Annotated in this window: 23 protein-coding genes and 2 riboswitches; of the genes, 14 read left to right on the plus strand and 9 right to left on the minus strand. The window is 71.6% G+C overall.

The annotated features are described in order from the left end of the window. Positions 1 to 3: 3 nt before the first annotated feature. On the minus strand, positions 4 to 1,395 hold the full coding sequence (locus ACFV1W_RS11720) for a cysteine desulfurase/sulfurtransferase TusA family protein (RefSeq protein ID WP_380415421.1): 1,392 nt from the start codon (positions 1,393 to 1,395) through the stop codon (positions 4 to 6). Between the two features lie 383 nt (positions 1,396 to 1,778). Here ACFV1W_RS11720 and coxB point away from each other — a divergent pair, with 383 nt between their 5' ends. The 4 genes from coxB (at position 1,779) to ACFV1W_RS11740 (ending at position 6,253) form a co-directional block, all read left to right on the plus strand. Continuing rightward, on the plus strand, positions 1,779 to 2,633 hold the full coding sequence (gene coxB, locus ACFV1W_RS11725; protein WP_380415422.1) for a cytochrome c oxidase subunit II: 855 nt from the start codon (positions 1,779 to 1,781) through the stop codon (positions 2,631 to 2,633). Then, complete coding sequence (gene ctaD / locus ACFV1W_RS11730) at positions 2,630 to 4,405, plus strand: cytochrome c oxidase subunit I (RefSeq protein ID WP_380415424.1); 1,776 nt, start codon at positions 2,630 to 2,632, stop codon at positions 4,403 to 4,405. The genes coxB and ctaD overlap by 4 nt, the downstream gene beginning before the upstream one ends. Then, positions 4,405 to 4,821 (plus strand): cytochrome c oxidase subunit 4, encoded by a 417-nt coding sequence (locus tag ACFV1W_RS11735; protein ID WP_380415426.1) that lies wholly within the window; start codon positions 4,405 to 4,407, stop codon positions 4,819 to 4,821. The genes ctaD and ACFV1W_RS11735 overlap by 1 nt, the downstream gene beginning before the upstream one ends. Before the next feature lie 178 nt (positions 4,822 to 4,999). Continuing rightward, a complete protein-coding gene (locus ACFV1W_RS11740) occupies positions 5,000 to 6,253 on the plus strand; it encodes an Ig-like domain-containing protein (RefSeq protein WP_380415428.1) in 1,254 nt (417 codons plus the stop codon). A 56-nt stretch (positions 6,254 to 6,309) separates the two neighbouring features. Here the strand turns inward: ACFV1W_RS11740 and ACFV1W_RS11745 are convergent, their stop codons facing one another. The 5 genes from ACFV1W_RS11745 to ACFV1W_RS11765 all read right to left on the minus strand — a co-directional run bounded on the left by ACFV1W_RS11745 (position 6,310) and on the right by ACFV1W_RS11765 (position 11,119). Beyond that, entirely contained in the window at positions 6,310 to 6,681 is a 372-nt protein-coding gene (locus tag ACFV1W_RS11745; RefSeq protein ID WP_380415430.1) for a GntR family transcriptional regulator, read from the minus strand. Between the two features lie 104 nt (positions 6,682 to 6,785). Then, positions 6,786 to 8,444, minus strand: a complete 1,659-nt coding sequence (locus ACFV1W_RS11750) for a cytochrome bc complex cytochrome b subunit (RefSeq protein WP_380415432.1) — start codon at positions 8,442 to 8,444, stop codon at positions 6,786 to 6,788. Further along, on the minus strand, positions 8,441 to 9,493 hold the full coding sequence (locus tag ACFV1W_RS11755) for a Rieske 2Fe-2S domain-containing protein (RefSeq protein WP_380415434.1): 1,053 nt from the start codon (positions 9,491 to 9,493) through the stop codon (positions 8,441 to 8,443). The genes ACFV1W_RS11750 and ACFV1W_RS11755 overlap by 4 nt, the downstream gene beginning before the upstream one ends. An 8-nt stretch (positions 9,494 to 9,501) precedes the next feature. After that, positions 9,502 to 10,311: a c-type cytochrome gene (locus ACFV1W_RS11760; protein ID WP_380415436.1), complete on the minus strand. Its 810-nt coding sequence runs from the start codon at positions 10,309 to 10,311 to the stop codon at positions 9,502 to 9,504. A gap of 187 nt (positions 10,312 to 10,498) precedes the next feature. After that, positions 10,499 to 11,119, minus strand: a complete 621-nt coding sequence (locus ACFV1W_RS11765) for a heme-copper oxidase subunit III (RefSeq protein WP_350515899.1) — start codon at positions 11,117 to 11,119, stop codon at positions 10,499 to 10,501. A 395-nt stretch (positions 11,120 to 11,514) separates the two neighbouring features. On the opposite strand from ACFV1W_RS11765, the gene ACFV1W_RS11770 reads away from it, so the two are divergent. The 3 genes from ACFV1W_RS11770 (at position 11,515) to ACFV1W_RS11780 (ending at position 14,797) form a co-directional block, all read left to right on the plus strand. After that, positions 11,515 to 11,940, plus strand: a complete 426-nt coding sequence (locus ACFV1W_RS11770) for a hypothetical protein (RefSeq protein WP_380415438.1) — start codon at positions 11,515 to 11,517, stop codon at positions 11,938 to 11,940. A 118-nt stretch (positions 11,941 to 12,058) separates the two neighbouring features. Beyond that, complete coding sequence (gene trpD, locus ACFV1W_RS11775) at positions 12,059 to 13,135, plus strand: anthranilate phosphoribosyltransferase (protein WP_380415440.1); 1,077 nt, start codon at positions 12,059 to 12,061, stop codon at positions 13,133 to 13,135. Between the two features lie 133 nt (positions 13,136 to 13,268). Further along, positions 13,269 to 13,386: riboswitch (SAM riboswitch) on the plus strand. 52 nt (positions 13,387 to 13,438) lie between these two features. Next, entirely contained in the window at positions 13,439 to 14,797 is a 1,359-nt protein-coding gene (locus tag ACFV1W_RS11780; RefSeq protein ID WP_380415442.1) for an aminotransferase class V-fold PLP-dependent enzyme, read from the plus strand. A gap of 33 nt (positions 14,798 to 14,830) precedes the next feature. Here ACFV1W_RS11780 and ACFV1W_RS11785 read toward each other — a convergent pair whose 3' ends face one another. Together ACFV1W_RS11785 and ACFV1W_RS11790 are read right to left on the minus strand one after the other, a co-directional pair. Beyond that, positions 14,831 to 15,112 (minus strand): Lrp/AsnC ligand binding domain-containing protein, encoded by a 282-nt coding sequence (locus ACFV1W_RS11785; protein ID WP_030240061.1) that lies wholly within the window; start codon positions 15,110 to 15,112, stop codon positions 14,831 to 14,833. A gap of 3 nt (positions 15,113 to 15,115) precedes the next feature. Then, complete coding sequence (locus tag ACFV1W_RS11790; protein ID WP_380415444.1) at positions 15,116 to 15,937, minus strand: rhomboid family intramembrane serine protease; 822 nt, start codon at positions 15,935 to 15,937, stop codon at positions 15,116 to 15,118. Positions 15,938 to 16,138: 201 nt separating this feature from the next. Between ACFV1W_RS11790 and ACFV1W_RS11795 the strand changes: the two genes are divergently transcribed. The 6 genes from ACFV1W_RS11795 (at position 16,139) to ACFV1W_RS11820 (ending at position 23,379) form a co-directional block, all read left to right on the plus strand. Continuing rightward, positions 16,139 to 16,402 (plus strand): hypothetical protein, encoded by a 264-nt coding sequence (locus ACFV1W_RS11795; protein WP_380415445.1) that lies wholly within the window; start codon positions 16,139 to 16,141, stop codon positions 16,400 to 16,402. A gap of 290 nt (positions 16,403 to 16,692) precedes the next feature. After that, positions 16,693 to 18,006: an NYN domain-containing protein gene (locus ACFV1W_RS11800; protein WP_380415542.1), complete on the plus strand. Its 1,314-nt coding sequence runs from the start codon at positions 16,693 to 16,695 to the stop codon at positions 18,004 to 18,006. Positions 18,007 to 18,216: 210 nt separating this feature from the next. After that, positions 18,217 to 19,254 (plus strand): NlpC/P60 family protein, encoded by a 1,038-nt coding sequence (locus ACFV1W_RS11805; protein WP_380415447.1) that lies wholly within the window; start codon positions 18,217 to 18,219, stop codon positions 19,252 to 19,254. 340 nt (positions 19,255 to 19,594) lie between these two features. Then, a riboswitch (cyclic di-AMP (ydaO/yuaA leader) is annotated at positions 19,595 to 19,748 on the plus strand. 10 nt (positions 19,749 to 19,758) lie between these two features. After that, complete coding sequence (locus ACFV1W_RS11810; protein ID WP_380415448.1) at positions 19,759 to 20,883, plus strand: NlpC/P60 family protein; 1,125 nt, start codon at positions 19,759 to 19,761, stop codon at positions 20,881 to 20,883. Positions 20,884 to 21,109: 226 nt separating this feature from the next. Then, positions 21,110 to 22,156, plus strand: coding sequence for an NlpC/P60 family protein (locus tag ACFV1W_RS11815; protein WP_380415449.1), 1,047 nt, complete (start codon positions 21,110 to 21,112; stop codon positions 22,154 to 22,156). Positions 22,157 to 22,209: 53 nt separating this feature from the next. Then, positions 22,210 to 23,379, plus strand: a complete 1,170-nt coding sequence (locus tag ACFV1W_RS11820; RefSeq protein WP_380415451.1) for a hypothetical protein — start codon at positions 22,210 to 22,212, stop codon at positions 23,377 to 23,379. On the opposite strand, the gene ACFV1W_RS11825 is transcribed toward ACFV1W_RS11820, so the two are convergent. Next, positions 23,380 to 24,735 carry a glycosyltransferase 87 family protein gene (locus tag ACFV1W_RS11825; protein WP_380415453.1) on the minus strand — a complete coding sequence of 452 codons (1,356 nt, stop codon included), beginning with the start codon at positions 24,733 to 24,735 and terminating at the stop codon, positions 23,380 to 23,382. A 215-nt stretch (positions 24,736 to 24,950) separates the two neighbouring features. Between ACFV1W_RS11825 and ACFV1W_RS11830 the strand changes: the two genes are divergently transcribed. Then, complete coding sequence (locus ACFV1W_RS11830) at positions 24,951 to 26,087, plus strand: glycosyltransferase family 4 protein (RefSeq protein ID WP_380415455.1); 1,137 nt, start codon at positions 24,951 to 24,953, stop codon at positions 26,085 to 26,087. The last annotated feature ends 30 nt before the right edge of the window (positions 26,088 to 26,117 follow it).

The raw sequence follows: 26,117 nt of genomic DNA on the forward strand, positions 1-26,117 counted from the left end.
CGGTCAGGAGCGGCGCAGCACGAGGTAGGCCGAGCCCCGGTCGCCGCCGTACTCGGCGGCCGGGGCCTCGCCCGCGTACTCCTGCCCGCGCATCCCGCACCAGGCCGGAACGTCCAGCCGGGCCGCCTCGTCGTCCGACAGCACGGCGACCGTCCCGCCCACCGGCACCTCGCCGATCCGCTTCGCCAGCTCGATCACCGGCAGCGGACACCGCTTGCCCAGGGCGTCGATCACCAGCAGCGACTCCGTGGCGCTCACGGGCGCCGGCAGGTCCAGCCCGAGCGGCGCCCGGACGCCGGCCACCACGTCCGGGAGCACGGCGAGGAAGCGTTCCACGTCCGCCTCGGCCGTCCCGTACGGCAGCGAGACCCGGACGTTGCCCTCGGTGAGCACGCCCATCGCGGCCAGCACGTGGCTCGGCGTCAGGGTGGAGGAGGTGCAGGAGGAGCCGGAGGAGACCGCGAAGCCCGCCCGGTCCAGCTCGGTCAGCAGCACCTCGCCGTCCACGTAGAGGCAGGAGAAGGTGACGACGTGCGGCAGCCGCCGCACCGGGTCCCCGACCACTTCCACCTCGGGCACCAACTGCGGCACCCGGCCGCGGATCCGCTCCACCAGCGCGTGCAGCCGGGCGTTCTCCCGTTCCGCCTCGGCCCGTACGGCGCGCAGCGAGGCGGCCGCGGCCACGATCGCCGGGACGTTGACGTAGCCGGGCACCCGCCCGCCCTCGCGCTCGTCGGCCGGCAGCGGGGAGGAGTACCGGACGCCCTTGCGCACGGCGAGGACGCCGACGCCGGGCGGCCCGCCCCACTTGTGCGCGCTCGCGGTCAGCAGCGACCAGCCCGCCGGGACGTCCACCCGTCCGGCGCTCTGGGCGGCGTCCACCAGCAGCGGCACCCCGGCCCCGGCACAGAGCGCGGCGACCTCGCCGACCGGTTGGACGGTCCCCACCTCGTGGTTGGCGCTCTGCAGCGCGGCCACCGCGGTGTCGGCGCGCAGCAGGGCGCCGAAGGCCGCCGGGTCCACCCGTCCGGCGCGGTCCACCGGGGCCACCGAGACCTCGCCGCCGTTCGCCTCGTGCCGTTCGGCGACGTGCAGCACACTGGAGTGCTCCACCGCGGAGTGCACCAGGTGCCCGCCGCGCCGCCGGTTGCCGCCGAGGGCGCCCAGCAGGCCGAGTTGGACGGCCTGCGTCCCGCTGGCGGTGAAGAAGATCTCGTCGGCCCGCGCGCCCAGGACGGCGGCGACCGTCTCCCGGGCGGCGTCCAGCAGCATCCGGGCCTGCCGGCCGGAGCGGTACAGCCGGGCCGGATCGGCCCAGCCCTCGTCCAGGGCGGCGGTCAGTGCCTGCCGCGCGACGGGGTGCAGGGGGGCCGTCGAAGCCACGTCGAAGTACACGGTCACATTTAACGGCACGCATTCGACGACACACCGGGGAGCGCGCTACTCCGCCCGGATTGCTCACCGGCCGTCAGTCGATCACCCCGAATGTCCGCTTCGTCCGGTACCGACGGGCCGTCACCCACGTTGTTCGAGGTCATCCCCCGATCGGGCGTATGGACCTCGAATGCCTACGATGACCTGCGGCGCAGCCCTTGCCGGGCCTGATCGGGCGACCGGGCGGCGCGTTACCGGGGGCTGCCCGTCAGGAGCGCATAAGGCTGGAGTAGGGTTTGGCCCGCATAAGCATTCAAACCGTGCCCGTGGACGGGTCGCCGGAGGGGCTCACACTCCCCTCCCGGTGCGACGCGAAGGCGGGCGAGACTTCGGGAAGGCGCTACGTGAGTCCCAACGGCTCCGACCGCTCGCCGCGGCGCACGATGCGGCGGAAGCTGCCTCAGGCGCTGGCACTGGGCCTCGTCATCGCGACCGCCACCGGCTGCTCGGCCAACGACCTCCCCAGGCTTGGCCTCCCGAGCCCCGTCACCAAGGAAGGACCCATGGTCCTCCAGATGTGGCAGGGCTCCTGGATCGCGGCGCTGGTGGTCGGCGTACTGATGTGGGGTCTGATCATCTGGAGCGTGATCTTCCACCGGCGCAAGCGCACCGGCGTGGAGATCCCCCCGCAGACCCGGTACAACGTGCCCATCGAGGCGCTCTACACCGCGGTCCCCATCATCATCGTCTCGGTCCTCTTCTACTTCGTCGCCCGCGACGAGGCGAAGCTGACGCAGGTCTCCGCGAAGCCGCAGCACTACGTCAACGTGGTCGGCTTCCAGTGGAGCTGGGCATTCAACTACGAGAACACCGAGACCCCCGACCCGGCCAACAAGGACGCCGCGTACGACGTCGGTACGCCCAAGGACGCTCCGACGCTCTGGCTGCCGGTCAACGAGACGGTGCAGTTCCGGCTCACCTCTCGTGACGTCATCCACGACTTCTGGCCCGTCAACTTCATGATGAAGATGGACGTCGTGCCGGGCGTGGTGAACAAGTTCGAGGTCACCCCGACCGTCAAGGGCGACTACATGGGCAAGTGCGCCGAGCTCTGCGGCGTCGACCACTCGCGCATGCTGTTCAACGTCAAGGTCGTCGATCGCGCCGACTACGACAAGCACCTGGCCGAGCTTCGCGCCAAGGGCCAGTCCGGCGCGGTGCCCTCCGGCGTCATCACCATGGGAAGTGAAGCGAAGTGACCATCCTCAACGAGCCCGCCGCGGCCGGCGGGGGCGCCGAGGCCGTCACGGTCGGGGCGCAGCGGACCCGGAAGCCGGGTTCGACCATCATCAAGTGGCTGACCACCACTGACCACAAGACGATCGGCACCCTGTACCTGGGCACGTCGTTCGCCTTCTTCCTGATCGGTGGCATCCTCGCCCTGGTCATGCGTGCCGAGCTGGCTCGTCCCGGGACCCAGATCCTGTCGAACGAGCAGTTCAACCAGGCGTTCACGATGCACGGCACGATCATGCTGCTGATGTTCGCGACGCCGCTGTTCGCTGGCTTCGCGAACTGGATCATGCCGCTGCAGATCGGCTCCCCGGACGTGGCCTTCCCGCGTCTGAACATGTTCGCGTACTGGCTGTACCTCTTCGGTTCGACCATCGCGGTCTGTGGCTTCCTGACCCCGAACGGTGCCGCCGACTTCGGCTGGTTCGCCTACTCCCCGCTGTCGGACGCGGTGCACTCGCCCGGCGTCGGCGGCGACATGTGGATCATGGGTCTGGCCTTCTCCGGCTTCGGCACGATCCTCGGTGCGGTCAACTTCATCACCACGATCATCTGCATGCGCGCTCCGGGCATGACGATGTTCCGGATGTCGATCTTCGTCTGGAACGTCCTGCTGACCTCGGTGCTGGTCCTGCTGGCCTTCCCGGTGCTGGCTGCCGCGCTGTTCGCCCTGGAGGCGGACCGCAAGTTCGGGGCACACGTCTTCGATCCCGCCAACGGCGGGGCGATGCTGTGGCAGCACCTGTTCTGGTTCTTCGGCCACCCCGAGGTGTACATCATCGCGCTGCCGTTCTTCGGCATCGTGTCGGAGATCGTCCCGGTCTTCAGCCGCAAGCCGATGTTCGGCTACTCCGGCCTGATCGCGGCCACCATCGCGATCGCCGGTCTGTCCGTGACGGTGTGGGCGCACCACATGTACGTCACCGGACAGGTGCTGCTGCCGTTCTTCTCCTTCATGACCTTCCTGATCGCGGTCCCGACCGGTGTGAAGTTCTTCAACTGGGTCGGCACCATGTGGAAGGGCTCGCTGAGCTTCGAGACGCCGATGCTCTGGACGGTCGGCTTCCTGGTCACCTTCCTCTTCGGCGGTCTGACCGGTGTCCTGCTGGCCTCGCCGCCGATCGACTTCCACGTCTCGGACTCGTACTTCGTCGTCGCGCACTTCCACTACGTGGTCTTCGGCACCGTCGTGTTCGCGATGTTCGCCGGCTTCCACTTCTGGTGGCCGAAGATGACCGGCAAGATGCTGGACGAGCGCCTCGGCAAGATCACCTTCTGGACGCTGTTCTTCGGCTTCCACACCACCTTCCTGGTGCAGCACTGGCTCGGCGCGGAGGGCATGCCCCGCCGTTACGCCGACTACCTGGCCTCGGACGGCTTCACCACCCTGAACACCGTCTCGACCATCGGCTCCTTCGTGCTCGGCCTGTCGATCCTGCCGTTCCTCTACAACGTCTGGAAGACCGCCAAGTACGGCGAGAAGGTCACCGTGGACGACCCGTGGGGCTTCGGCCGCTCCCTGGAGTGGGCGACCTCCTGCCCGCCGCCGCGGCACAACTTCCTCACCCTGCCCCGGATCCGCTCCGAATCCCCGGCCTTCGACCTCCACCACCCGGAGATCGCCGCGCTGGACTACCTGGAGAACCACGGGGAGCCGGCCAAGCACCTCGCCGGTGTGACCCCGGCGAAGTACGACGCCCCGAAGCTGGGCAAGGGCAAGCAGGAGGGTGACGCCTGATGAAGGAACAGGGAAAGATCTTCCTGGGCCTGTCGGTCTTCGTGCTGGCGATGGCCATCACCTACGGCCTGTGGACCAACAACTCGGGCCCGGGCCTTGAGGCCGCCGGTACCACCGCGCTGTTCCTCGCCTTCGGCCTGTGCGCCTTCATCGGGTACTACCTCGCCTTCACCGCCCGCCGGGTGGACAGCGGCGCGGGTGACAACCCCGAGGCCGAGGTCGCGGACGACTCCGGCGAGCTGGGCTTCTTCGCCCCGCACAGCTGGCAGCCGCTGTCGCTGGCGCTCGGTGGGGCGCTCGCCTTCCTGGGCGTGATCTTCGGCTGGTGGCTGATGTTCTGGGCCGCCCCGATCATCATGATCGGCATCTTCGGATGGGTCTTCGAGTTCTACCGGGGCGAGAACCAGAACCAGTAGGTTCCCGCTCCGACCACAGGGCCGGTCCTCCCGCACGGGGGGACCGGCCCTGCTGCTTCCCCAGGGTGACCGCCTCACTCACCTGGGTGCACGGAGGGTCGCCCGGATGTCGCCGCCCCAGGGACGTTCCTACGATCTGAGCAAACGTGCGAATGGTGCAGACCCCACGGAGGCGGTCATGGGCGACAGGCGCGGAACCGCAGGTATCGGCAGCATCTCGCTGGCACTGGCAGTGCTGGCCCCGCTGGCCGCCTGCTCGTTCGGGGACGAGTCCTCCGGACCACACCGGATCGATGCGGGACCGCTCGTCCACCTCTCGGCCGAGGGCAAGGTCGACCCTTCGGAGCCGGTCACCGTGACGGCCCTGGAAGGCAGCCGGCTCACCGATGTCACCGTGGTCGGCCCGGACGGCCGGGTGGTGGCCGGCAGGCTCGCCGACGACCAGCGCAGCTGGCAGACCACCGGACGGCTCAAGGCCGCCACCGCGTACACCGTGCGGATCTCCGCCGACGACGGGAAGAACGGCCGCGGTGACACCACCGAGAACTTCACCACCGCGGCCGCCCAGCGCCTGCTCACCGCCAAGCTAGGCCCGGACTCCTCCGGCAGCGGCGTCTACGGGGTGGGCCAGCCGCTGACCGTCCAGCTCTCCGAGGCGGTCAAGGACCCGAAGGCCCGTCAGGCGGTCGAGAGCGCCCTGACCGTGACCTCCCAGCCGGCCGTCACCGGCGCCTGGTACTGGGTGGACGACAAGAACCTGCACTTCCGCCCGCAGGACTACTGGCCGGCCGGCACCACCGTGTCGCTGGCCTTCGACGACACCGGCAGCCGGATCGCCGACGGCCTCTACGGTGGAGACCGCAGCTCGCTGCGGCTGCGGATCGGCGCCCGGGTGGAGACGGTGATCGACGCGGCCGCCCACGAACTCACCCTCAAGCGTGACGGCCAGGCGGTCCGGAGCATCCCGGTGACCACCGGCAGGCCCGGCTTCGACACCCGCAACGGCATCAAGGTGGTGCTCGGCCAGGAGCGCTCGGTCCGGATGAACGGCGAGACGATCGGCATCGCCGCCGGCACCTCGGATTCCTACGACCTGAACGTCGAGTGGGCCACCCGGGTGACCTGGAGCGGCGAGTACGTCCACGCGGCGCCCTGGTCGGTCAGCTCGCAGGGCGTGGAGAACGTCAGCCACGGCTGCACCGGCATGAGCACCGACAACGCCAGGTGGTTCTACGAGAACACCCGGGTGGGGGACCTGGTGACGGTGGTGAACAGCCGTGGCGCCACCATGGAGCCCTTCGGCAACGGCTTCGGGGACTGGAACGTCTCCTGGACGGACTGGGTCAAGCACAGCGCCCTCGGGAAGCCCCTCAGCACCACGGCCCCCGCCGCCCAGGCCCCGGCCGTCGGGATGATGCGCCCCGAGCTCTGAGGCCGCCCCTTCCCCGCGGTGGCGGGGGTGCCCCGCAGCGCCGGTACCGCCCGGGGTCAGGCCTCCGGGTAGGCCACGGCCAGGGCGGTGACGACGGCGGCCAGGGCGTCCGCGTGGGACAGGTCCAGCCGGCTCGCGCGTTCGGCGTACTCGGTGGCGGCCTCGGCGGCCAGCCGGTGGGCGGCGTCCCCGGTGGCGGCGATCAGGGTGCCGCGCCGGCCGTGGGTCTCCACCACGCCGTCCGCCTCCAGCTCCTTGTAGGCCCGGGCGACCGTCCCGGCGGCCACCCCCAGTTCCTCGGCCAGGGCCCGTACGGTGGGCAGCCGCAGCCCGGTCGGCAGGGCGCCGGAGCGGGCCTGCTCGGCGATCTGGGCGCGGATCTGCTCGTACGGGGGAGTGGCGGCGGCGGGGTCGACGGACAGCTGCACGGATGGCTCCTGGAAGCGGTTGCGGGTACGAGAAAGCCCGAGGGCCGCCGACCAGATGAACTCTGGTCAGCGGCCCTCGGGGTGACGCGGGGGTGCGTACGGGATCAGTGGTGGCCGTGGCCGCTGGTGATCTCGTGGTGCTCCTCGGCGGTGGGCTTGGGGATCTGGCTGCCCTCGCCGTAGAAGCCGCGGGAGAGCTTGGCCCGGGTGCGGGTGAGGGCGCCGGCCTTGCGGGCCACGCCGTTCTCGTCCGTCTGGGCCGGCAGCTCGATCGGCTGGTTCTGCTCGTGCGCCGTGAGCGTGTGCAGGTCCTTCTGCGGCAGCTGGGCGTGCACCTCGACGTACTCACCGTGCGGCAGGCGCTTGATGACGCCGGTCTCGCGGCCGTGCAGCACCTTCTCCTTGTCACGGCGCTGCAGGCCGAGGCACCAGCGCTTGGTGATGATGAAGGTGATGACCGGCACCACGAAGAAGCCGGTGCGCACGAAGTACGTGATCGAGTTGAGCGACAGGTGGAAGTGCGTGGCGAACAGGTCGTTGCCACCGCCGATCAGCAGGACCAGGTACAGGCTGATCCAGGCCGCACCCAGGGCGGTGCGGACCGGGGCGTTGCGCGGGCGGTCCAGGATGTGGTGCTCGCGCTTGTCGCCGGTGATCCAGCCCTCGATGAACGGGTAGACCGCGATCGCGACCAGCACCAGCGGGAAGATCATCAGCGGGATGAAGACACCCAGGTTCAGGGTGTGGCCCCACAGGCTGATCTCCCAGCCCGGCATGACGCGGATCAGGCCCTCGGAGAAGCCCATGTACCAGTCGGGCTGGGCGTCGGTCGACACCTGGTCCGGGCGGTACGGGCCGTACGCCCAGATCGGGTTGATCGTGGCGATCGCCGAGATGGCGGCGATGATGCCGAAGACCAGGAAGAAGAAGCCACCGGCCTTGGCCATGTAGACCGGCATCAGCGGCATGCCGACGACGTTCTTCTCGGTCTTGCCCGGGCCCGCCCACTGGGTGTGCTTGTGGTAGAAGACCAGGATCAGGTGCGCGACCAGCAGGCCGAGCATGATGCCCGGGATCAGCAGGACGTGGATGGTGAAGAACCGCGGCACGATGTCGTGGCCGGGGAACTCGCCCCCGAACAGGAACATCTGGATGTAGGTGCCGACCAGCGGGACGGCGAGGATCGCGCCTTCCATGAAGCGGATACCGGTGCCCGACAGCAGGTCGTCCGGCAGCGAGTAGCCGAAGAAGCCGTCGAACATGCCCAGGACCAGCAGCAGGAAGCCGAAGACCCAGTTGATCTCACGCGGCTTGCGGAACGCGCCGGTGAAGAACACGCGCATCATGTGCACGAGCATCGCGGCCACGAAGACCAGGGCGGCCCAGTGGTGGATCTGGCGGATCAGCAGACCGCCGCGGACCTCGAAGCTGATGTCCACCGTCGAGGCGTACGCCTCGGACATCCCGATGCCCTTGAGCGGCACGTACGAGCCGTTGTAGACGACCTCGGCCATCGACGGCTTGAAGAACAGCGTCAGGTAGACACCGGTCAGGATGATGATGACGAAGGTGTAGAGGCAGATCTCGCCCAGCATGAAGGACCAGTGGTCCGGGAAGATCTTGCGCAGGTTGGCCTTGGCGAGGGAGTAGATCCCCAGCCGGCCGTCCGTCCAGTCAGCCGCGGCCTCCCACTTGTTGGCGGGGTTGGCACGCGTGCTGGAGGGCTTGGCGGCACCGGTCGTGGTGCTGCTCGCGCTACTCATCGAGCACGCTCCCAGAAGCTCGGGCCGACGGGCTTCTCGAAGTCGCCGGTGGCGACCAGGTTGCCCTTGTCGTCAGTGGTGATCTTCAGCTGCGGCAGCGGGTGGCCGGCCGGGCCGAAGATGACGCGCGCGCCGTCCGCCAGGTCGAAGGTCGACTGGTGGCAGGGGCAGAGCGCGTGGTGGGTCTGCTGCTCGTACAGGCTGATCGGGCAGCCGACGTGGGTGCAGATCTTGGAGTAGGCGAGGATCCCCTCGAAGCCCAGGTCCTTGGACTTGTCGTCCTTGATGTCCTCCGGCGCGATGCGCACCAGCATCAGGGCGTCCTTGGCGATGCGCTGCTGGAAGTCCTCGTCGTGGGTGCTCAGACCCTCCGGCATGGCGAAGGTCAGCGAGCCGACCACGAGGTCCTCGGGCTTCATCGGCTGCATGGTGCTCATGTTGACGAGCGCCAGCGGCTTGGCCGGGGTCGCCTCCTTCCAGCCCGTCTCCTGGAGCTTCTTCTCCGGCAGCGGGCCCAGGTCGCGGAGCAGGACCACGCCGGAGAGCGGGACCAGCGCCATCGACCCGATGAGGGTGTTGCGGATCATCTTGCGGCGACCGAAGCCCGACTCGGCGGCACCGGTCTTGAACTGCTCGATGACGTCGTTGCGGACCTCGTCGGAGGCCTCGATCGGGTGACGCTCGGACGGCATCTCGACGTCCGACATCAGGGTGCGGGCCCAGTGGACCGCGCCCGCGCCGATCATGAACAGCGCGACGCCCAGGGTCAGGCCGAGCGCGAAGTTCAGCGCGCTGACGTGACCCAGCGGGAAGATGTAGACGATCTTGTCCGGGTCGATGGCCACGTACGAGGCGATGAAGCCGATGGTGGCGAGCATCGAGACCACGAACATCAGCGAGACCTGGCGCTCGGCCCGCTTGGCGGCCCGCTCGTCGATGTCGGTGCGACGGGGCTCGTGGGCCGGCAGGCCCGGGTCGGCGAACGGGTTGCCGTGCTCGGCCACCTCGCCGGCGGAGCCGTGCGGCTCCGGGAGCTTCTCTTCTGACATGTCGTGGCTCATGACTTCTTGGCCTTGGTGGTGTGGGCGGCGACCCAGATCGCGACCGCGATGAGCGTGCCGAGGCCGAAGATCCAGCCGAACAGACCCTCGGTCACCGGACCGAGGCTGCCCAGGGTGAGACCGCCGGGGTTGGGCTCATCGTTGGTGGTGTGGCGGACGAAGGCCACGATCTGCTTCTTCTGCTCCTCGGGCATGGTGCTGTCCGGGAACGACGGCATGTTCTGCGGGCCGGTCTGCATGGCCTCGTAGATGTGCTTGGCGTCCACGCCCTCCAGCGACGGGGCGTACTTGCCCTTGGTGAGGGCACCGCCCTGGCCCGCGAAGTTGTGGCACTGGGCGCAGTTGGTGCGGAACAGCTCGCCACCCTTGGAGATGTCCTGGGGGTCGGTCGAGTTGTACTGCTCCGGCTTCGGCGCGATCGGGCCGGGGCCGAGCGAACCGATGTACGCGGCGAGCTGGTCGATCTCGCTCTGGGTGTAGATCTTCGGCTTGCGCGGCACCTGGGCGCCGGGCTGCTGGGCCGGCATGCGGCCGGTGCCGACCTGGAAGTCGACGGCGGCGGTGCCGACGCCGACCAGGCTCGGACCCTCGCTGCTGCCCTGGCCGTTGATGCCGTGGCAGGAGGAGCAGCCGACGGCGAAGAGCCTCTTGCCCTCATCGATCGCGAGCGACTGCGCGGCGACGTCGGCCTGCGCCTTGTCGGCGGGCGCGAACGCGGCGTACAGCCCCCCGGTTGCCGCCAGGGCGAGAAGTAGGACGACCAGCGCCGCCAATGGGTGGCGCCGTCGTGCGGAGAGCTTTTTCACGGAATAACCCCGGTGTCAGGATCTGGTCGACTGGTGGGTGCACCCGGCGGCCGGTCTGGCCGGCACGAGGCTGCCTGTCCAAGGCTGCGCGCGCGGTCGGTCGGTGGGAGCGTCGGCACCGGCAGAAGCGGCCCGTCGCCGGTGAGGGCGGGGGCCGCAGCCGGTGGCCAGCGACCTGATCAGCTGGTTACTTGATCAGGTAGATGGTCGCGAACAGGCCGATCCACACGACGTCGACGAAGTGCCAGTAGTAGGACACGACGATCGCGGCGGTGGCCTGCTCGTGCGTGAAGCGCTTGGCTGCGTACGTCCGTCCCAGGACCAGCAGGAAGGCGATCAGACCGCCCGTCACGTGCAGACCGTGGAAGCCGGTGGTCAGGTAGAACACCGTGCCGTACGGGTCGGAGGACAGCGAGAGGCCGTCGTTCTTGACCAGCTCGGTGTACTCGTAGACCTGGCCGCCGATGAAGATCGCGCCCATGAAGAACGTGAGGGCGAACCACGCGCGGAGCTTCTTCACGTCACCGCGCTCGGCGGCGAAGACGCCGAGCTGGCAGGTGAGCGAGGAGAGCACCAGGATCGTGGTGTTGATCGAGGAGAACGTCACGTTGAGGGCGTGCGCCTTCTCGGCCCAGAACTCGGCTCCCTTGACGGAGCGGAGCGTGAAGTACATCGCGAAGAGCGCCGCGAAGAACATCAGCTCGGAACTGAGCCAGACGATCGTTCCGACGCTGACCATGTTCGGTCGATTGACCGATCCGTGCGCGTGCCCGGTTTCTGTTGCTGTTGCTGTCGCCACGACGGACATTATGTCGGTCCCTTATTCCGTCTTCACGTCGGGGGGTGTCCCTCGGAGTGTCCGGTGCGTGCGGTATGCCCGCTTGGAGGGCGACGGGGTGCCCGCACGGGGGCTGAGCAGCGGCGTGTCCCTTTTCTGACGGTTCCTCGGGCGGGCCCGCCACCCCCTTGCCCGGTGCGTCGTCGCACGGGCGGCGCAGTGCCGGGTGTAGGGGAGAGGGTGCCGCGTCCGCCGTCCGGGTGGACCGGCGGGGTCCGGGTGACGGGCCGTCCTCCGGGTGGGTGAGCCGTCGGCGGGGCGGCTCGGGGAGGAACGTGCGCGAGGGGGACCGGCGACGGGGGAAACGGGAGTAGCATCCGGGTCAGGTGAACGTGGTCCGGATCACACTTGAGGGAGCAGGGCCCATGGCGTACACGACCGACGAGACGCTCACCGTCCTCGTCTACAGCGACGACCGCAACACCCGCGAGCAGGTGCTGACGGCACTCGGCCGCCGGCCCGCCGAGGATCTTCCGGAGCTGTCCTATCTGGAGTGCGCGACCACCCCCGCGGTGATCAAGGCACTGGAGAAGGGGGGCATCGACCTCTGCGTGCTGGACGGCGAGGCGGTCCCGGCCGGCGGGCTCGGCCTCGGGCGCCAGCTCAAGGACGAGATCTACGGCTGCCCGCCGGTGCTGGTGCTGATCGGCCGGCCGCAGGACTCCTGGCTCGCCGCCTGGAGCCGGGCCGACGCCGCGATCTCCCACCCGGTCGACCCGGTGGCGCTGGCCGGAGCGGTCGCCACCCTGCTGCGGGCCCGGCTGGAGAAGCGGGCCCCGGTCGCACGCTGAGCGCTGTCGTCTCACTCCTGGAGAGGGCCGGGGCCGGGCGCCCCGCCGCTCGATAGGCTGGCTCCATCCGTACGGACGTCCCCCGGCGCGGGGGAACCGACAACAGCTGGAGTCAGCCATGGTGAACGTGAACCCTGCGAACGGTGGTACCGACCCCGCGCAGGTGGTCCGCACCTGGCCGGACCTCCTGGCGGCGCTGTTGAAGGGGGAGGACCTCGACCGCTCCTCCACCGCGTGGGCGATGGACCGGATCATGAGCGGCGAGGCGTCCCCCGTCCAGGTGGCCGGGTTCATGGTGGCGCTGCGGGCCAAGGGCGAGACGGTCGACGAGATCGCCGGTCTGGTCGACGCGATGTACGAACACGCCGAGCCGCTGCACATCCCCGGCCCGGCGGTCGACATCGTCGGCACCGGTGGCGACCGGGCGAAGACCGTCAACATCTCCACCATGTCGGCGATCGTCGCGGCCGCCGCCGGGGCGAAGGTGGTCAAGCACGGCAACCGGGCCGCCTCATCCTCCAGCGGCTCCTCGGACGTGCTGGAGAAACTCGGGGTGGCACTCGACCTGTCGGCCCGGCGGGTGGCCGAGGTGGCCGAGGAGGTCGGGCTCACCTTCTGCTTCGCGGCGAAGTTCCACCCCTCCATGCGGCACGCGGCCACCGCGCGGCGCGACCTCGGCGTGCCGACCGCCTTCAACATCCTCGGCCCGCTGACCAATCCGGCGAAGGTCACCTCGCATGCCATCGGCTGCTTCGACACCCGGCTCGCCGGGCTGATCGCGGGCGTGCTGGCCCGGCGCGGGGCGACGGCGCTGGTGTTCCGCGGCGACGACGGGCTGGACGAGCTGACCATCACCACCACCTCGCGGGTGTGGGTGGTGCGCGACGGGCTGGTCACCGAGACCGCCTTCGATCCGCGGGACGTCGGCATCGAGCTGGTCGGCATCGAGACGCTGCGCGGGGCCGACGCCGCGTACAACGCCGAGGTCGCGCGCCGGCTGCTGGCCGGGGAGCGCGGGCCGGTGCGGGACGCCGTCCTGCTGAACACGGCGGCGGCGCTGGTCGCGATGGACCTCGGCGACGCGCCGCTGACGGAGCAGCTCGCGGCCGCCATGGTCCGGGCGGCCGAGGCGATCGACTCGGGCGCGGCGCAGGACCTGCTGCGGCGCTGGTCGGAGGCCACCAGCCGGATCTGAGGCGGTGGTTGAGGGCCCGGGCCGATGCGTCGGCGCCGGGTCCGAGCGCTCCGGAGGTGGGCGGGCGAGAACACCGTCCGGATGGTGGATACCTGTTTGACCGTCCGACGGACCCGACCTAGAGTCTTCGCCAGGTCATGAGTGACAGCGCGAAGCCCCAGCTGGCTGTCCGGCAACCCTCCGTCCGTGGCGGGGTGCCCTGGGTGAGGACCGGGTCGCCGGGCAAACCGTCCGTGCGACAAGCGCGGACACCGGACGACGAGCACTCCCGGGGTCCCTCACCCCTAGAAGGAGTGCACCCTCATGTCCGTCTCCCTCGATCTCCACGCTCCGCTCGCCGTCCTCGGCCACGACGTCCAGGTGCCGCTCGCCAGCGGAGAGAAGGTCGGTTACGCGGCGCTCGACTACGCGGCCAGCGCGCCGGCGCTCCAGCGGGTCTGGGACGACGTCGCCGCCTACGCGCCGTACTACGGCAGCGTGCACCGGGGCGCCGGGTACCTCTCGCAGCTGTCCACCGACCTGTTCGAGCAGAGCCGCCGGACCGTCGCCGAGTTCCTCGACCTGCGCGAGGGCGACCAGGTGGTCTTCACCCGCGCCACCACCGACTCGCTCAACCTGCTGGCCTCGGCCGTGCCGGCCGGCACCCGGGTGTTCGCCTTCGAGACCGAGCACCACGCCTCGCTGCTGCCCTGGGCGCACGCCGGGCTGGAGGTCGGCTACCTGCGGGCGCCGCGCTCGCGGGCCGAGGCGGTGGCTGCGCTGGAGGCGGCGCTCGCCGCGGCGCCCGAGGGGCCGAAGCTGCTGTGCGTCACCGGCGCCTCAAACGTGACCGGCGAGCTGTGGCCGGTGGCCGAGCTGACCGAGACCGCGCACCGGTACGGCGCCCGGGTGGTGCTGGACGCCGCCCAGCTGGCCCCGCACCACCGGGTCTCGGTGCGCGAGCTGGGCGTGGACTGGATCGCCTTCTCCGGCCACAAGCTGTACGCCCCGTTCGGCGCCGGGGTGCTGGCCGGGCGGGCGGACTGGCTGGACGCGGCCGAGCCGTACCTGGCCGGCGGCGGGGCGACCCGGACGGTCGCCCGGGAGCCGGACGGCTCGGTGGCGGTGCAGTGGCACACCGGCCCGGCCCGGCACGAGGCCGGCTCGCCGAACGTCATCGGCGCCTACGCGATCGCCTCGGCCTGCCGGGCGCTGACCGAGGCCGGCTTCGACGCGCTGGAGGCCCGGGAGCGGCAGCTGGTCGATCGGCTGACGGCGGGGCTGGCGGAGATCCCGGAGGTCAAGGTGCTGAACCTGTTCGGCGAGGGCTCCGCCCGGGTGGGGGTGCTGTCCTTCGTCGTCCGGGGCTGGAACAGCTCGCACTTCTCGGCCGCGCTGTCCGCCGAGTACGGCATCGGGGTGCGCGACGGGCTGTTCTGCGCCCACCCGCTGGTGCGGACGCTGCTCGGGGACGAGGACGTGGCGCCGTCCGAGTGCGGGGCGCCGGAGCCCTCGCTCCCGGGGGAGCGCAGCCTGAACGCGATCCGGGTGAGCTTCGGGGCCGGTACGCCGGACGAGCACGTCGAGCGATTCCTGACCGCCGTCCGCGAGCTGGTCACCGACGGCGCAGCGTGGAACTACCGCAACGAGGGCGGCCGTTGCGTCGCCGACAGCCGCCGCTAGGGCGTGATCGGAAAGACACGCTCCAGGGCGGGACTACTCGTCCAGGCCGAGGGCGAAGGCCGCTTCCAGGTCGTGCTGGGAGTAGGTGCGGAAGGCGATCTGGGTCTCCGTGTGGGCCACGCCCGGGACCTTGTTCAGCCGGCCCGGGATGACCTCGGCCAGGTCGTCGTGGCGGCGCACCCGGACCATCGCCACCAGGTCGTAGCCGCCGGTCACCGAGTACACCTCGCTGACCCCCTCGATCGCGGCGATGGCCTCGGCGATCTCCGGGATGCGGTCGACACTGGTCTTGATCAGGACGATGGCGGTGATCACTGTTCAGCGCTCCTTCGTGGGGTGCGGCCAGCGTATCGGGCCTCGACCGGGGCGTCTCGGGGGGTGTCCGACCATGGTGCAGGCGTAGAGGAAGCCGGCCGAGAAGCCGATCACGTGCACCAGGTAGGCCACTCCGGGACCGGCCGAGTGCACCGACCACCACTGCAGGGCGAACCAGAGGCCGAGCACCAGCCAGGCGGGGAAGCGCAGCGGGAGAAAGAGGAGCAGCGGCACCAGGGTGGTCACCCTGGCCCGCGGGTGCAGGCGCAGGTACGCCCCGAGCACGGCGGAGATCGCGCCCGAGGCGCCGATCAGGACCCGCGTGGAGCCGGGGGAGTGCGCCTCGGCGAGCGCGAAGCCGTACGAGGCGAGGCTCCCGGCGGCCAGGTAGAAGAGGAGGTACCTGGTCCGGCCGATCCGCCGTTCGACGGTGGGGCCGAAGACATGGAGGAAGAGCAGGTTGCCCAGCAGGTGCAGCCAGCCGGCGTGCAGGAACAGCCCGGTGAGGGCGGAGACCGCCGGGCGCTTGCCCGGGGTGGGGGAGGCGGGGCAGCCGGGGACCGGGTCGGGGCCCGCGGCCAGCTGCTCGGCGGTGAGCGGGTGGCCGGTCAGCAGTTCGGCGGGGACGGCGCCCCAGCGCTGCTCGTACCGCTGCTCGGCGCAGATCCGGGCCTGGCCGGTGCCGTACAGCGGGTTGAGACCGGCGGCCGGGCCGAGCAGGAAAAGCAGGGTGTTGACCGCGATCAGGGCGTAGGTGACCGCCGGTGCGGGCACCGCCGGGCGGTCGCCCCGCGCTTCCGTGTGGTCGGGGGCCGCGAGCGCCATGCGGCCAAGCATCCCTCCGCGCGCGGCAGGTGACACGGCGGTTTACGGCAGGTGGGCTAGCCACCGTGTTCCGGCAACCGGTGGTCGGGGTGGTTGCCCCAGGCAATAGGCTGGGGGCGGGCAATCCCGTCTCCCGCCGCCGACGCCGGGGCTCCGGGGGGAGCGCCTAGCCCACCCAGGGACCAGCCGAGAGGATCCCCAATGACCGTCCCCGCACTGACCGCCGAGACGCGCTGGCGCTGCACGCTGTGCGGCAACCTCACCCGCTTCGACGTGACCCGCACCGCGCGGGTGACCGAGTTCCTGCACTTCGACCTGGCCGGCGAGTCCGAGGTCGAGGAGACCGAGGTGCTCAGCGAGACGATCGAGTCGGTGCGCTGCCGTTGGTGCAACGCCGTGGACCAGGTCGAGCTGGTGGCCCGCCCGGGCGCCGAGGGCGCGGAGACCCCCGCCGAGCAGGGCTGACCCCGCGGGTGCGGTGGGCGGTGAGCGACGCGGCCGCCCACCGCACGGGACAATACAGACAAGACGCACGGAGCGTGACGACAGGGGCGGCCGCGAGCCGCACCCGCTGGACCAGGATCGGAGCCGAGGACGTGGTGGACGCAGCGAGGGAGCCCGGCGAAGCGCAGGGGCTTCAGCCCGCTGCGCAGGCACCGGAGCCGGCCGCCGGGACGGTCCCGTCCGAGACCGCCGTGTCGGAGGGCGCCGCCGCTGGTTCCGGTGCCGCCGCTTCCGGTGCCGCCGCGGAGCGCGTGGTCGAGAAGCTGGACCGGCCGCTGCCGGAGGGCGTGCGCCGGCGCGTGGTCGGGCTGGCCTCCGACGCGCTGGGCGGGCTGCCGCCCGCGGAGCTGCCGCAGAGCCTGCGTCAGTACGTCAAGTTCACCCCGGCGCGGCGGGCCAAGTACGCGGCCACCGCGCTGGCGGCGGCGCTGGAGTCCGAGCCGGCCTTCCGGGTGCGGATAGCGGAGCGGCTGCGACTGGGCCAGCCGGACCTGGTGAAGGCGCTGGAATCGGGCACCGTTCCCGGCGCCGCCGATCCGATGGACGTCGCGGCCGCCGCCTACCTGGTGCGCTCCGAGGGTTGGAGCCGACTGGTCGCCGAGGCCGGCGAGGAGGCCGAGCGGGCCGGCGCCGAGGACGCGGCGGCGGAGGCCACCCGGCTGGTGGAGAAACTGCAGGCCGAGCTGGCCGAGGTGCGGGCCGCGGCGCGGGCGGACCTGGACCGCCAGCGCGCGGAGTTCGAGGGCGTCCGGCGGGAGGTCGAGTCGCTGCGCAAGAAGGTGCGGTCGCTGGAGAGCGACACCCGCCGGGCGCAGGCCGAGACCCGGCGGGTGACCGGGGAGCTGGAGGCCGCGAAGGCGCAGGCCGCGGGCGAGCGCAGCGCGGCCGAGGGCGAGGCGCGGCGGCTGCGGCACCGGGTGTCCGAGCTGGAGACCGCGGCCGAGCAGGGCCGCCGGTCGGCCAGGGAGGGGCGCAGCGTCGAGGACATGCGGCTGCGGCTGCTGCTGGACACGGTGCTGCAGTCGGCGCAGGGCCTCCAGCGCGAGCTGGCGCTGCCGGTCTCCCAGATCCGCCCGGCGGACCTGGTGGAGGCGGTGGTGCCGGGGGCGGCCTCGCCGCACGACGTGGCCCGGCGCGGCCTGGCGGAGGACGATCCGGCGCTGCTGGACCAGCTGCTGGCGATCCCGCAGGTGCACCTGGTGGTGGACGGCTACAACGTGACCAAGACCGGGTACCCGGCGCTGCCGCTGGAGCAGCAGCGGATCCGGCTGCTGGGCGGGCTGGCGATGCTGGCCCAGCGCACCCAGGCGGAGGTCACCTGTGTGTTCGACGGGCAGGACCTGGACGTGCCGGTCATCATGGCGCCGCCGCGCGGGGTGCGGGTACGGTTCAGCCGGACCGGGGAGACCGCGGACGAGCTGATCCGCCGTCTGGTCCGGGCCGAGCCGCAGGGCCGTCCGGTGGTGGTGGTGTCCACCGACCGGGAGGTCGCGGAGGGCGTGCGGAAGGCGGGTGCGCGCCCGGTGGCCTCGGTGCTGCTGCTGAACCGGCTGGCCCGCCCCTGATCGGGGCCGGTTGCCGTGACCGCTGGTCAGTGCCCTTTCCGGGCGCTTTCCGCCGGGGTGTGCGGATCCGGTGAAGTCAGCGTGGGAACCGGAGTTCACGCCTTCGGGGGAGTGGCAAAACGGATAGATCTTCACTAGGGTCTGGCGTCAAACCTATTTTCCGGAATCTCACCCGAACAGGTGAGTCCATTGGAAGAAGGAGCCGGTCCCTTGGCCTCCCACCGCCGTCCCAAGCAGCCGAGCCGCGCGCGGGTCTCCGTGCTCACCGCTGCCGCTGCGACCGCGGTCGCCCTCTCCGCCCAGGTGGCCGCGCACGCCGCGCCGCAGCCGAACACGTCCGACGTGAAGGCGCAGATCGACCAGCTCCAGCAGGAGCAGGAGCAGGCGGCGGAGAAGTACAACGGCGCCAAGGAGCGCGCCGACCAGCTCCGCAAGCAGGCCGACCAGCTGCAGGACCAGGTGGCCCGCAGTCAGGACCAGATGAGCCAGCTGCAGACCGGACTGGCCCAGGTCGCGGGCGAGCAGTACCGCACCGGCGGCATCGACCCGTCCGTCCAGCTGATGCTCTCCTCCGACCCGACCGGCTACCTGGACAAGGCGTCGAGCGTCCAGCAGGCCAGCGAGAGCCAGACCGAGGCGCTCAAGGGCCTGCTCGACCAGCAGCGCCGGCTGGACCAGGAGAAGGCCGAGGCGGCCGCCGTGCTGGCCTCGCTGGACTCCACCACCAAGGACCTCAACCAGGCCAAGGCGGACGTCAACCAGAAGCTGAAGGCCGCGCAGGACCTGCTGAACTCGCTCAGCGCCGCGGACCGGGCCGCGCTGAAGGCCCAGCAGCAGCAGGACGACCGCGCCTCGCGCGGCGCGGCCCGGGTCGACCTCAGCAGCCTGCCGCCGGCCAGCGGTTACGCGGCCGTGGCCGTCGCCAAGGCGATGAGCAAGCAGGGCTCGCCGTACGTGTGGGGCTCCACCGGGCCGAACACCTTCGACTGCTCGGGCCTGATGGTCTGGTCGTACGCCCAGGCCGGCGTCTCGCTGCCGCGCACCTCGCAGGAGCAGGGCAACGTCGGCACCCGGGTGCCCTCGCTGGACCAGGCCCAGCCGGGCGACCTGGTGATCTACGGCAGCGACCGGCACCACGTCGGGATGTACATCGGCAACGGCATGGTGGTCCACGCGCCGCACACCGGTGACGTCGTGAAGGTGATGAAGGCCGACGCGATGCCGATCAACACGATCCGCAGGGTCTGACGGCCCGACACGCCCGGGGGGTTCGACTCCGCCCCTGTGATCCGCGCCACCTCCCGATCCGGGGGGTGGCGCTTCAGGCTTGCCCATTGCCCGACCGAGCGGTGAGCGTCGATCAGCTTTGCGTGCAGCAGTGATCACGATCAGTCATTTTCACAAATGAACATGGGTAACCTTCCGTCTTTTTTCTGACAAGGATTTGAACGGATCACGGTTCAGTTACTAGGGTCGTGCCCCGAACCACCGCACTGTCGATCACCCAGCCTGGGTGGCGGCGGTGGTTTCCGTCGAGTTCGCGAAACAGCGGGGCAGGTCGAAGCGACTGCCCGACAGGGGAGCCCAGTGGTCGGGGGCGCTGCGGAGCGGAGCCGGGGAACCATGTTCCTCCGGGGTGAATCGGCGCCAGGTCGGCCGCTGGTGAGGCCGTGAGGCGTCGTAGGGCATGCTTCCGGCCCGAACCCGTCAGCTCACCCGGTAGGCGGATGTAGGAAGAAGGAGTCCGCCTTCGTGGCGTCCCATCGTCGTCCCAAGCCCGCCAGCCGCGCTCGTGTCTCGATCCTGACCGGTTTCGCCGCCGCGGCCGTCGCCCTCTCCGCGCAGACCGGCGCGCACGCCGACCCGCAGCCGACCAAGGAACAGGTCAAGGAGCAGGTCGACCAGCTCAACGAGCAGGCCGAGCAGGCGACCGAGAAGTACAACGCGGCGCAGGAGAAGCAGCAGGAGCTGGAGAAGCAGGTCTCCGGCCTGCAGGACCAGGTGGCCCGTCAGCAGGCGCAGGTGACCGACCTGCAGGGCGGCCTCGCCGAGATCGCCGGCGAGCAGTACCGCAACGGGGGCATATCCCCGACCGTCCAGCTGATGTTCTCCTCCAGCCCGGACAACTTCCTCAACCAGGCCGGGGCGCTGAACCAGGCCGGTGACACCCAGAAGAACCAGCTGAAGCAGCTCCAGGAGCAGCAGCGCAAGCTGGACCAGGACCGCACCGAGGCGCAGGGCAAGCTCGCCGAGCTGGAGTCCACGACCGCGCAGCTGAAGGCGTCCAAGGAGGACGTCCAGAACAAGCTGAAGGCGGCCCAGGACCTGCTCAACACGCTGACCGAGCAGGAGCGCCAGGCGATCAAGGCGGCCGAGGACAAGGCCGCCGCCGACGCCAAGGCCAAGGCGGACGCCGCCGCGCAGGCCTCCCAGTCGGGCTCCGGTGACCGCGCTTCGCGCGACAGCGGCCGCTCCGACCTCGGGTCGGGCTCCTCGAACGCGCCGGTCAAGATCGCCCCGGGCAGCTCGCACGGTGCCGCCGCGCTGGCCGCCGCCGCCACCAAGGTCGGCAGCCCGTACGTCTGGGGCGCCACCGGCCCCAGCTCCTTCGACTGCTCCGGCCTGATGGTCTGGGCGTTCAACCAGGCCAACGTGTCGCTGCCGCGCACCTCGCAGGAGCAGGCCGGCGCCGGCACCCGGATCGGCACGGACCTCTCCCAGGCCCAGCCCGGCGACCTGCTGATCTTCTACAGCGACGCCCACCACGTCGGCATCTACGCGGGCAACGGCCAGGTGCTGCACGCGCCCAAGCCGGGTGCCTCGGTGCGCTACGAGGCCGTCTCCAACATGCCGCTGGCTTCCATCGTGCGGGTCTGATCCCCGCCAGGTCCTCGCAGGCCCGGTCCTCCGCCACGGAGGGCCGGGCCTGCGGCTTTTCCGGCGGCTCGGTCGAATGTCCGAATAGGGGTCAAATATTCGGGTCGGGAGGGGTTTGGACTCACTTGCCCGGACTCGCTAACGTCTGCCACCGGACTCCCGCTCGACGGCCGCCCACCGGGGTGCGGCCGCGGGGCCGCGCCGCAGGACTGGAGCCGCTGCCGCCATGCCCGTGCACCGCCGTTCCCAACTGCTCGCCCGTGCGCTGGTACTGACCGCGGCCGCCACCACGGCCCTGGGCGTGGCGACCGTCGGCAGCGCCCAGGCCGCCCCCGGGGGGCCGGACAAGCCCGACCGCAGGGACGTCAAGGCGCAGGTCGAGCAGCTGTACGACGAGGCCGAGCAGGCCTCGGAGAAGTACAACGCCGCCCAGGAGGCCCAGAAGAGGCTCCTGAGCGAGACCGCGAACCTGCAGGGTGAGGTGGCTGCTGCCCAGGACCAGCTCAACCAGCTGCGCGGGGACCTGGCCACGGTCGCCGGGGCCGAGTACCGGAGCGGCGGAATGACCCAGACCGCCCAGCTGATGCTCTCCACCGACCCAGAGGCCTACCTCGCCCGCGCCCGTACCCTCGGCCAGGCTGCCGAGCGGCAGCAGGAGACCCTGCACGAGCTGGTCTCCCGTCAGCGCAGGCTCGACCAGCGACGCACCGAGACCGCGGCCAAGCTCGCCGAGCTGGACCAGGCCCGCCGCTCGCTGGCCGAGAACAAGCAGCAGATCCAGCAGCGGCTGACCGCGGCGCAGCAGCTGCTGAACAGCCTGGGTGCCGCCGAGCGGGCCAGGATGGACGCCCAGGACGCCCAGGACGCCGAGCAGCGCGCCACCCGTGGCACCGACCGGCTGGACCTCGGCACCACGCCGCCGGCCTCCGAGCGCGGGGCGGCCGCGCTGGCCGCCGCGGTGCGGATGATCGGCTCGCCCTACGTCTACGGATCCGCCGGGCCCCGTGCCTTCGACTGCTCCGGTCTGATGTACTACAGCTGGCGGCAGGCCGGAGTGACCCTGCCGCGGACCTCGCAGGCCCAGGCGTACGCCGGGCAGCGGATCAGCCTCTCCGAAGCACGGCCGGGAGACCTGGTGATCTTCTACCGGGACATGCACCACGTCGGGATGTACGCCGGCGGCGGGGTCATGGTGCACGCCCCGTACCCGGGCGCCAAGGTCCGGTACGAGAGCGTCAACTCGATGCCGGTCTCGGGGGTGGTCCGGCTCTGAGCGCGACGCCTTCCCGCCCGGCCGAACCGTACCCGATAGAAGCGCCCGGCTGCGTGCTGTCCCGGCGCGGAGCACTGCTGCTGGCGGCCGGCGGGCTGGCCCAGCTGTCGCTGCCCCCGGCCGCTCCGGCGGCGTTGCCGGACGGGCGGGCCGCCGACCGGCGCACGGCGGTGGCCGGGCTGCTGGCGGAGCGGGCGCGCTCGCTGCCCGTCTGGTCCGGGCTCGCGGGGGCCGGGGCGACGTACCGCAACCTGGTGCTGTCGTCCGGGCCGCAGGCCCCGGCGGCGGGCGGGCCGGAGCGGCTGACCGCGTCCGTCGAACTGGCGGTGCGGATCGCCGGGTACGACGAGTACCCGGTGGTGTACCCGCGCCGGATCGAGCTGGTCCGGCACCGGGACGGCTGGCGGGTCGAGCACGAGGAGGGCACGGGCGGACCGCCGGCGCTCTGGGACCTCGGCCCCGCCCGGACCGCACCCGGCGCCCGGTGCCTGGTACTGGGCCTGGCCGCAGGGCCCGACCCGGCCGGCCTGGTCGCGGTGGGGGACCAGGCGGTGCCGGCCGTCAGCGCGGTCTGGGGCGGTGGCTGGGCCGGCCGACTGCTGCTCGAACTGCCCGCCACCGAGCCGCAGTTCGCCCGGCTGCTGGAGGCCGACCCGGCGAGCTGGACGGGCATGGCGGCGGTCACCGTGGCCGCCCCCGGCGCGCCCTGGCACACCCCGGCGGACCGGGTGGTGATCAACCCCGAGGCGTTCGGGCGGCTGAGCGACTTCGGCCGACAGGTGGTCGTCACCCACGAGGCCACCCACGTCGCGACCCGGGCCGACACCCGGGCCTGGACCCCGCTGTGGCTCTCCGAAGGCGCCGCCGACTGGACCGCCTACCGCGGGTCCGGCCGCCGCCCGCAGCAGATCGCCCCCGAGCTCACCCGGGACGTCGCCGCCGGGAAGCTGCCCACCGCGCTGCCCGCCGACGGGGACTTCGCCGCCGGTGCCACCGGCATCGCCCAGGCCTACGAACAGGCCTGGCTCGCCTGCGACCTCATCGCCCGCCGCTACGGGACGGAGCGGCTGGTCGCGTTCTACCGGGCGGTCGGCGCGGCCGACGGGCAGGGCGAGGACCGGGACCGCCGTACCGACCGGCTGCTGCGCGGCGAACTGGGCATCGGCCTGGCCGAGTTCACCGCGCTCTGGCTGGCCGAGGTGCAGGCGCTGAGAACCGGGTAGCTAACGACCGGCCGGGTGGTCGATGCCGTCCAGCAGGTCCTGCTCGTACGCGATGCCCGGGCGCACCGGGTAGGCGGAGGCGGGCGGCAGCGCGGCGGGCTCGGGGAGCACCACGGTGGGCGGCAGGGGCGCCGCGGCGCGGGTCGAGCGCCAGAGCCGCACGGCGGAGAGCACGGTGGCGGTCAGCAGAAGCAGGTTGCGCAGGCCCAGCACGGTGATCGCCAGCGGCTCGCTGTTCAGGACCTGGGTGAACATGGTCGGGAATTCGAGCAGGGTGAGCGGGCAGGCGACCAGGATCAGCAGGGCCACCGGCCGCTGGCTGGTGCCGCGCACGGTCAGGCAGACCGCCGCCACGCCGATCAGCCACACCAGGTACTGCGGGCTGATCACCCGGCTGGTCACCACGAAGACCAGCAGCGCGCACAGCGCGGCGTCGTACATGGTGGCCGCGTTGCGGCGGCGGGCGGTGAAGCGCCACAGCAGCAGCCAGAGGAAGCCCAGCACGGTGCCGGCCATCATCACCTTGCTGATCACGCCGACCCACGGCCCGAGCATCTCGGGGGAGCCGTAGTTCATGGTGACCTTGCCGTTCCAGCCCCCGGCGATCCGGGCCAGGTGCAGTGGCAGGGCGCCGACCGACTCGACCTCGATGCCGCGGTCCTTCTGGAAGGCCAGGAAGCCGAAGGCGCCGTTCATCCCGGCCGCGAGCAGGAAGCCCACCGAGACGGCGGTGGCCGCGGCCAGCGTCCAGGAGCGGCGGGTGCGGCGGCCGGACGGGGTGCCGATCAGGCCGAGCAGAGGCCAGACCTTGACGATGCCGCCCAGGCCCAGCAGCAGCCCGCCGACCGCCGGGCGGCGGATCAGCGCGAGCAGACCGGCCAGGGCGAGCGCGGTGACCAGCAGGTCGAAGCGGTTGTAGATCATCGGGCCGAGCAGCGGCACGCCGACCACCCACATCCAGGCGCCGGTCAGGGCCCGGCCCTTGCGCAGGCCGGTGCGGATCAGCAGCGCGGCAGCGGCGGCGTCGGCGAGGCCGCAGATCACCCAGAACGAGGTCAGGTACGACCAGGGGAGCAGGCCCGGCAGCAGGATCACCAGGGCGGCGCCGGGCGGGTACTGCCAGGTCACGTCGTCGAACGGGAAGGTGCCGGTCTGCAGCACGCCGTACCAGGCGTGGTAGATCATCCAGACGTCGGCCGTGACGTCGCCGCCGGGCGACTTCAGCACGCCGGTCATCAGCAGCACCAGCACGGTGCGGGTGGCCACCCAGGTCGCCACGAGGGCGGCGAGCGCCCCGAGCGGGCGGCCGAGGCGGCCGCGCGAAGTACCGGACTCGGTGGCCGGGGCCAACTCCACTGCGCTCCCTCGTTCGTCTCGACGTCCTCACCGGAGGCGTCGTACTGACGGACGCCCGGGCCGCCGCGTCCGCGGCGGCCTAGGTACTAGGACTGACCCGGAGGTCGAACGGTTGCCGTGTGCGGTTCCGTTCCCGGCGGGCCATGGTGTTGACCTATCGTACGGATCACCCAGCGGTACACCGAGCACCCCCCGACCGAGCGAGCCGTGGCCTGATGCACAGAACCTTGATCGTCACCAATGACTTCCCGCCCCGCCCGGGAGGCATCCAGGCCTTCGTGCACAACATGGCCGTCCGTCAGCCCGCAGGGAGCGTCGTGGTCTACGCCTCGACCTGGCGGGACGGCACCGAGGTGCGGCGCTTCGACGCCGAGCAGCCGTTCCCGGTGATCCGGGACCGCACGAAGGTGATGGTTCCCACACCGCGGGTCACCCGGCGGGCCGCCGAGATCCTGCGCACGGAGAAGTGCGACTCGGTCTGGTTCGGCGCCGCCGCTCCGCTCGGCCTGATGGCGCCCGCGCTGTGCCGGGCCGGGGCCGGGCGGCTGCTGGGCATGACCCACGGGCACGAGGCCGCCTGGGCGCAACTGCCGGGCTCCCGGCAGCTGCTGCGGCGGATCGGGGCGGGCACCGACGTGCTGACGTACCTGGGCGAGTACACCCGCTCGCGGATCGCCGCCGCGGTCGGGCCGCGGGCCGCGGCCCGGATGGTGCAGCTGCCGCCGGGCGTGGACGAATCGACCTTCCACCCGGCCTCGGGTGGCGCCGAGGTGCGCCGGCGGCTGGGGCTGGCGGACCGGCCGGTGGTGGTCTGCGTCTCCCGGCTGGTGCCGCGCAAGGGCCAGGACACCCTGATCGAGGCGATGCCGCAGATCCTGGCGGACGTGCCGGACGCGGTGCTGCTGATCGTCGGCGGCGGGCCGTACCGGGCGGACCTGGAGAAGCTGGCGGAGGCCAGGGGCGTACGGGCCTCGGTGCGGTTCACCGGCTCGGTGCCCTGGGAGGAGCTGCCCGCCCACTACGGGGCCGGGGACGTCTTCGCGATGCCCTGCCGGACCAGGCGCGGCGGGCTGGACGTGGAGGGCCTGGGGATCGTCTACCTGGAGGCCTCGGCGACCGGCCTGCCGGTGGTCGCGGGGGACTCCGGCGGGGCCCCGGACGCGGTGCTGGAGGGCGAGACCGGGTACGTGGTGCCGGGCGGCTCGGCCGCGGCGGCCGCGGAGCGGATCGTCCGGCTGCTGGGGGACGAGGAGCTGCGGCGGCGGATGGGCGAGGCCGGGCGGCGCTGGGTGGAGCGCTCCTGGCGCTGGGACCTGCTGGCCGGGCGGCTGACCTCGCTGCTGGCGGCCTGAGCCCCCGCGGACGGGCCGGTACGCGGCCGG

The sequence above is a fragment of the Kitasatospora sp. NPDC059648 genome, assembly GCF_042734825.1.
GTDB lineage: Bacteria > Actinomycetota > Actinomycetes > Streptomycetales > Streptomycetaceae > Kitasatospora.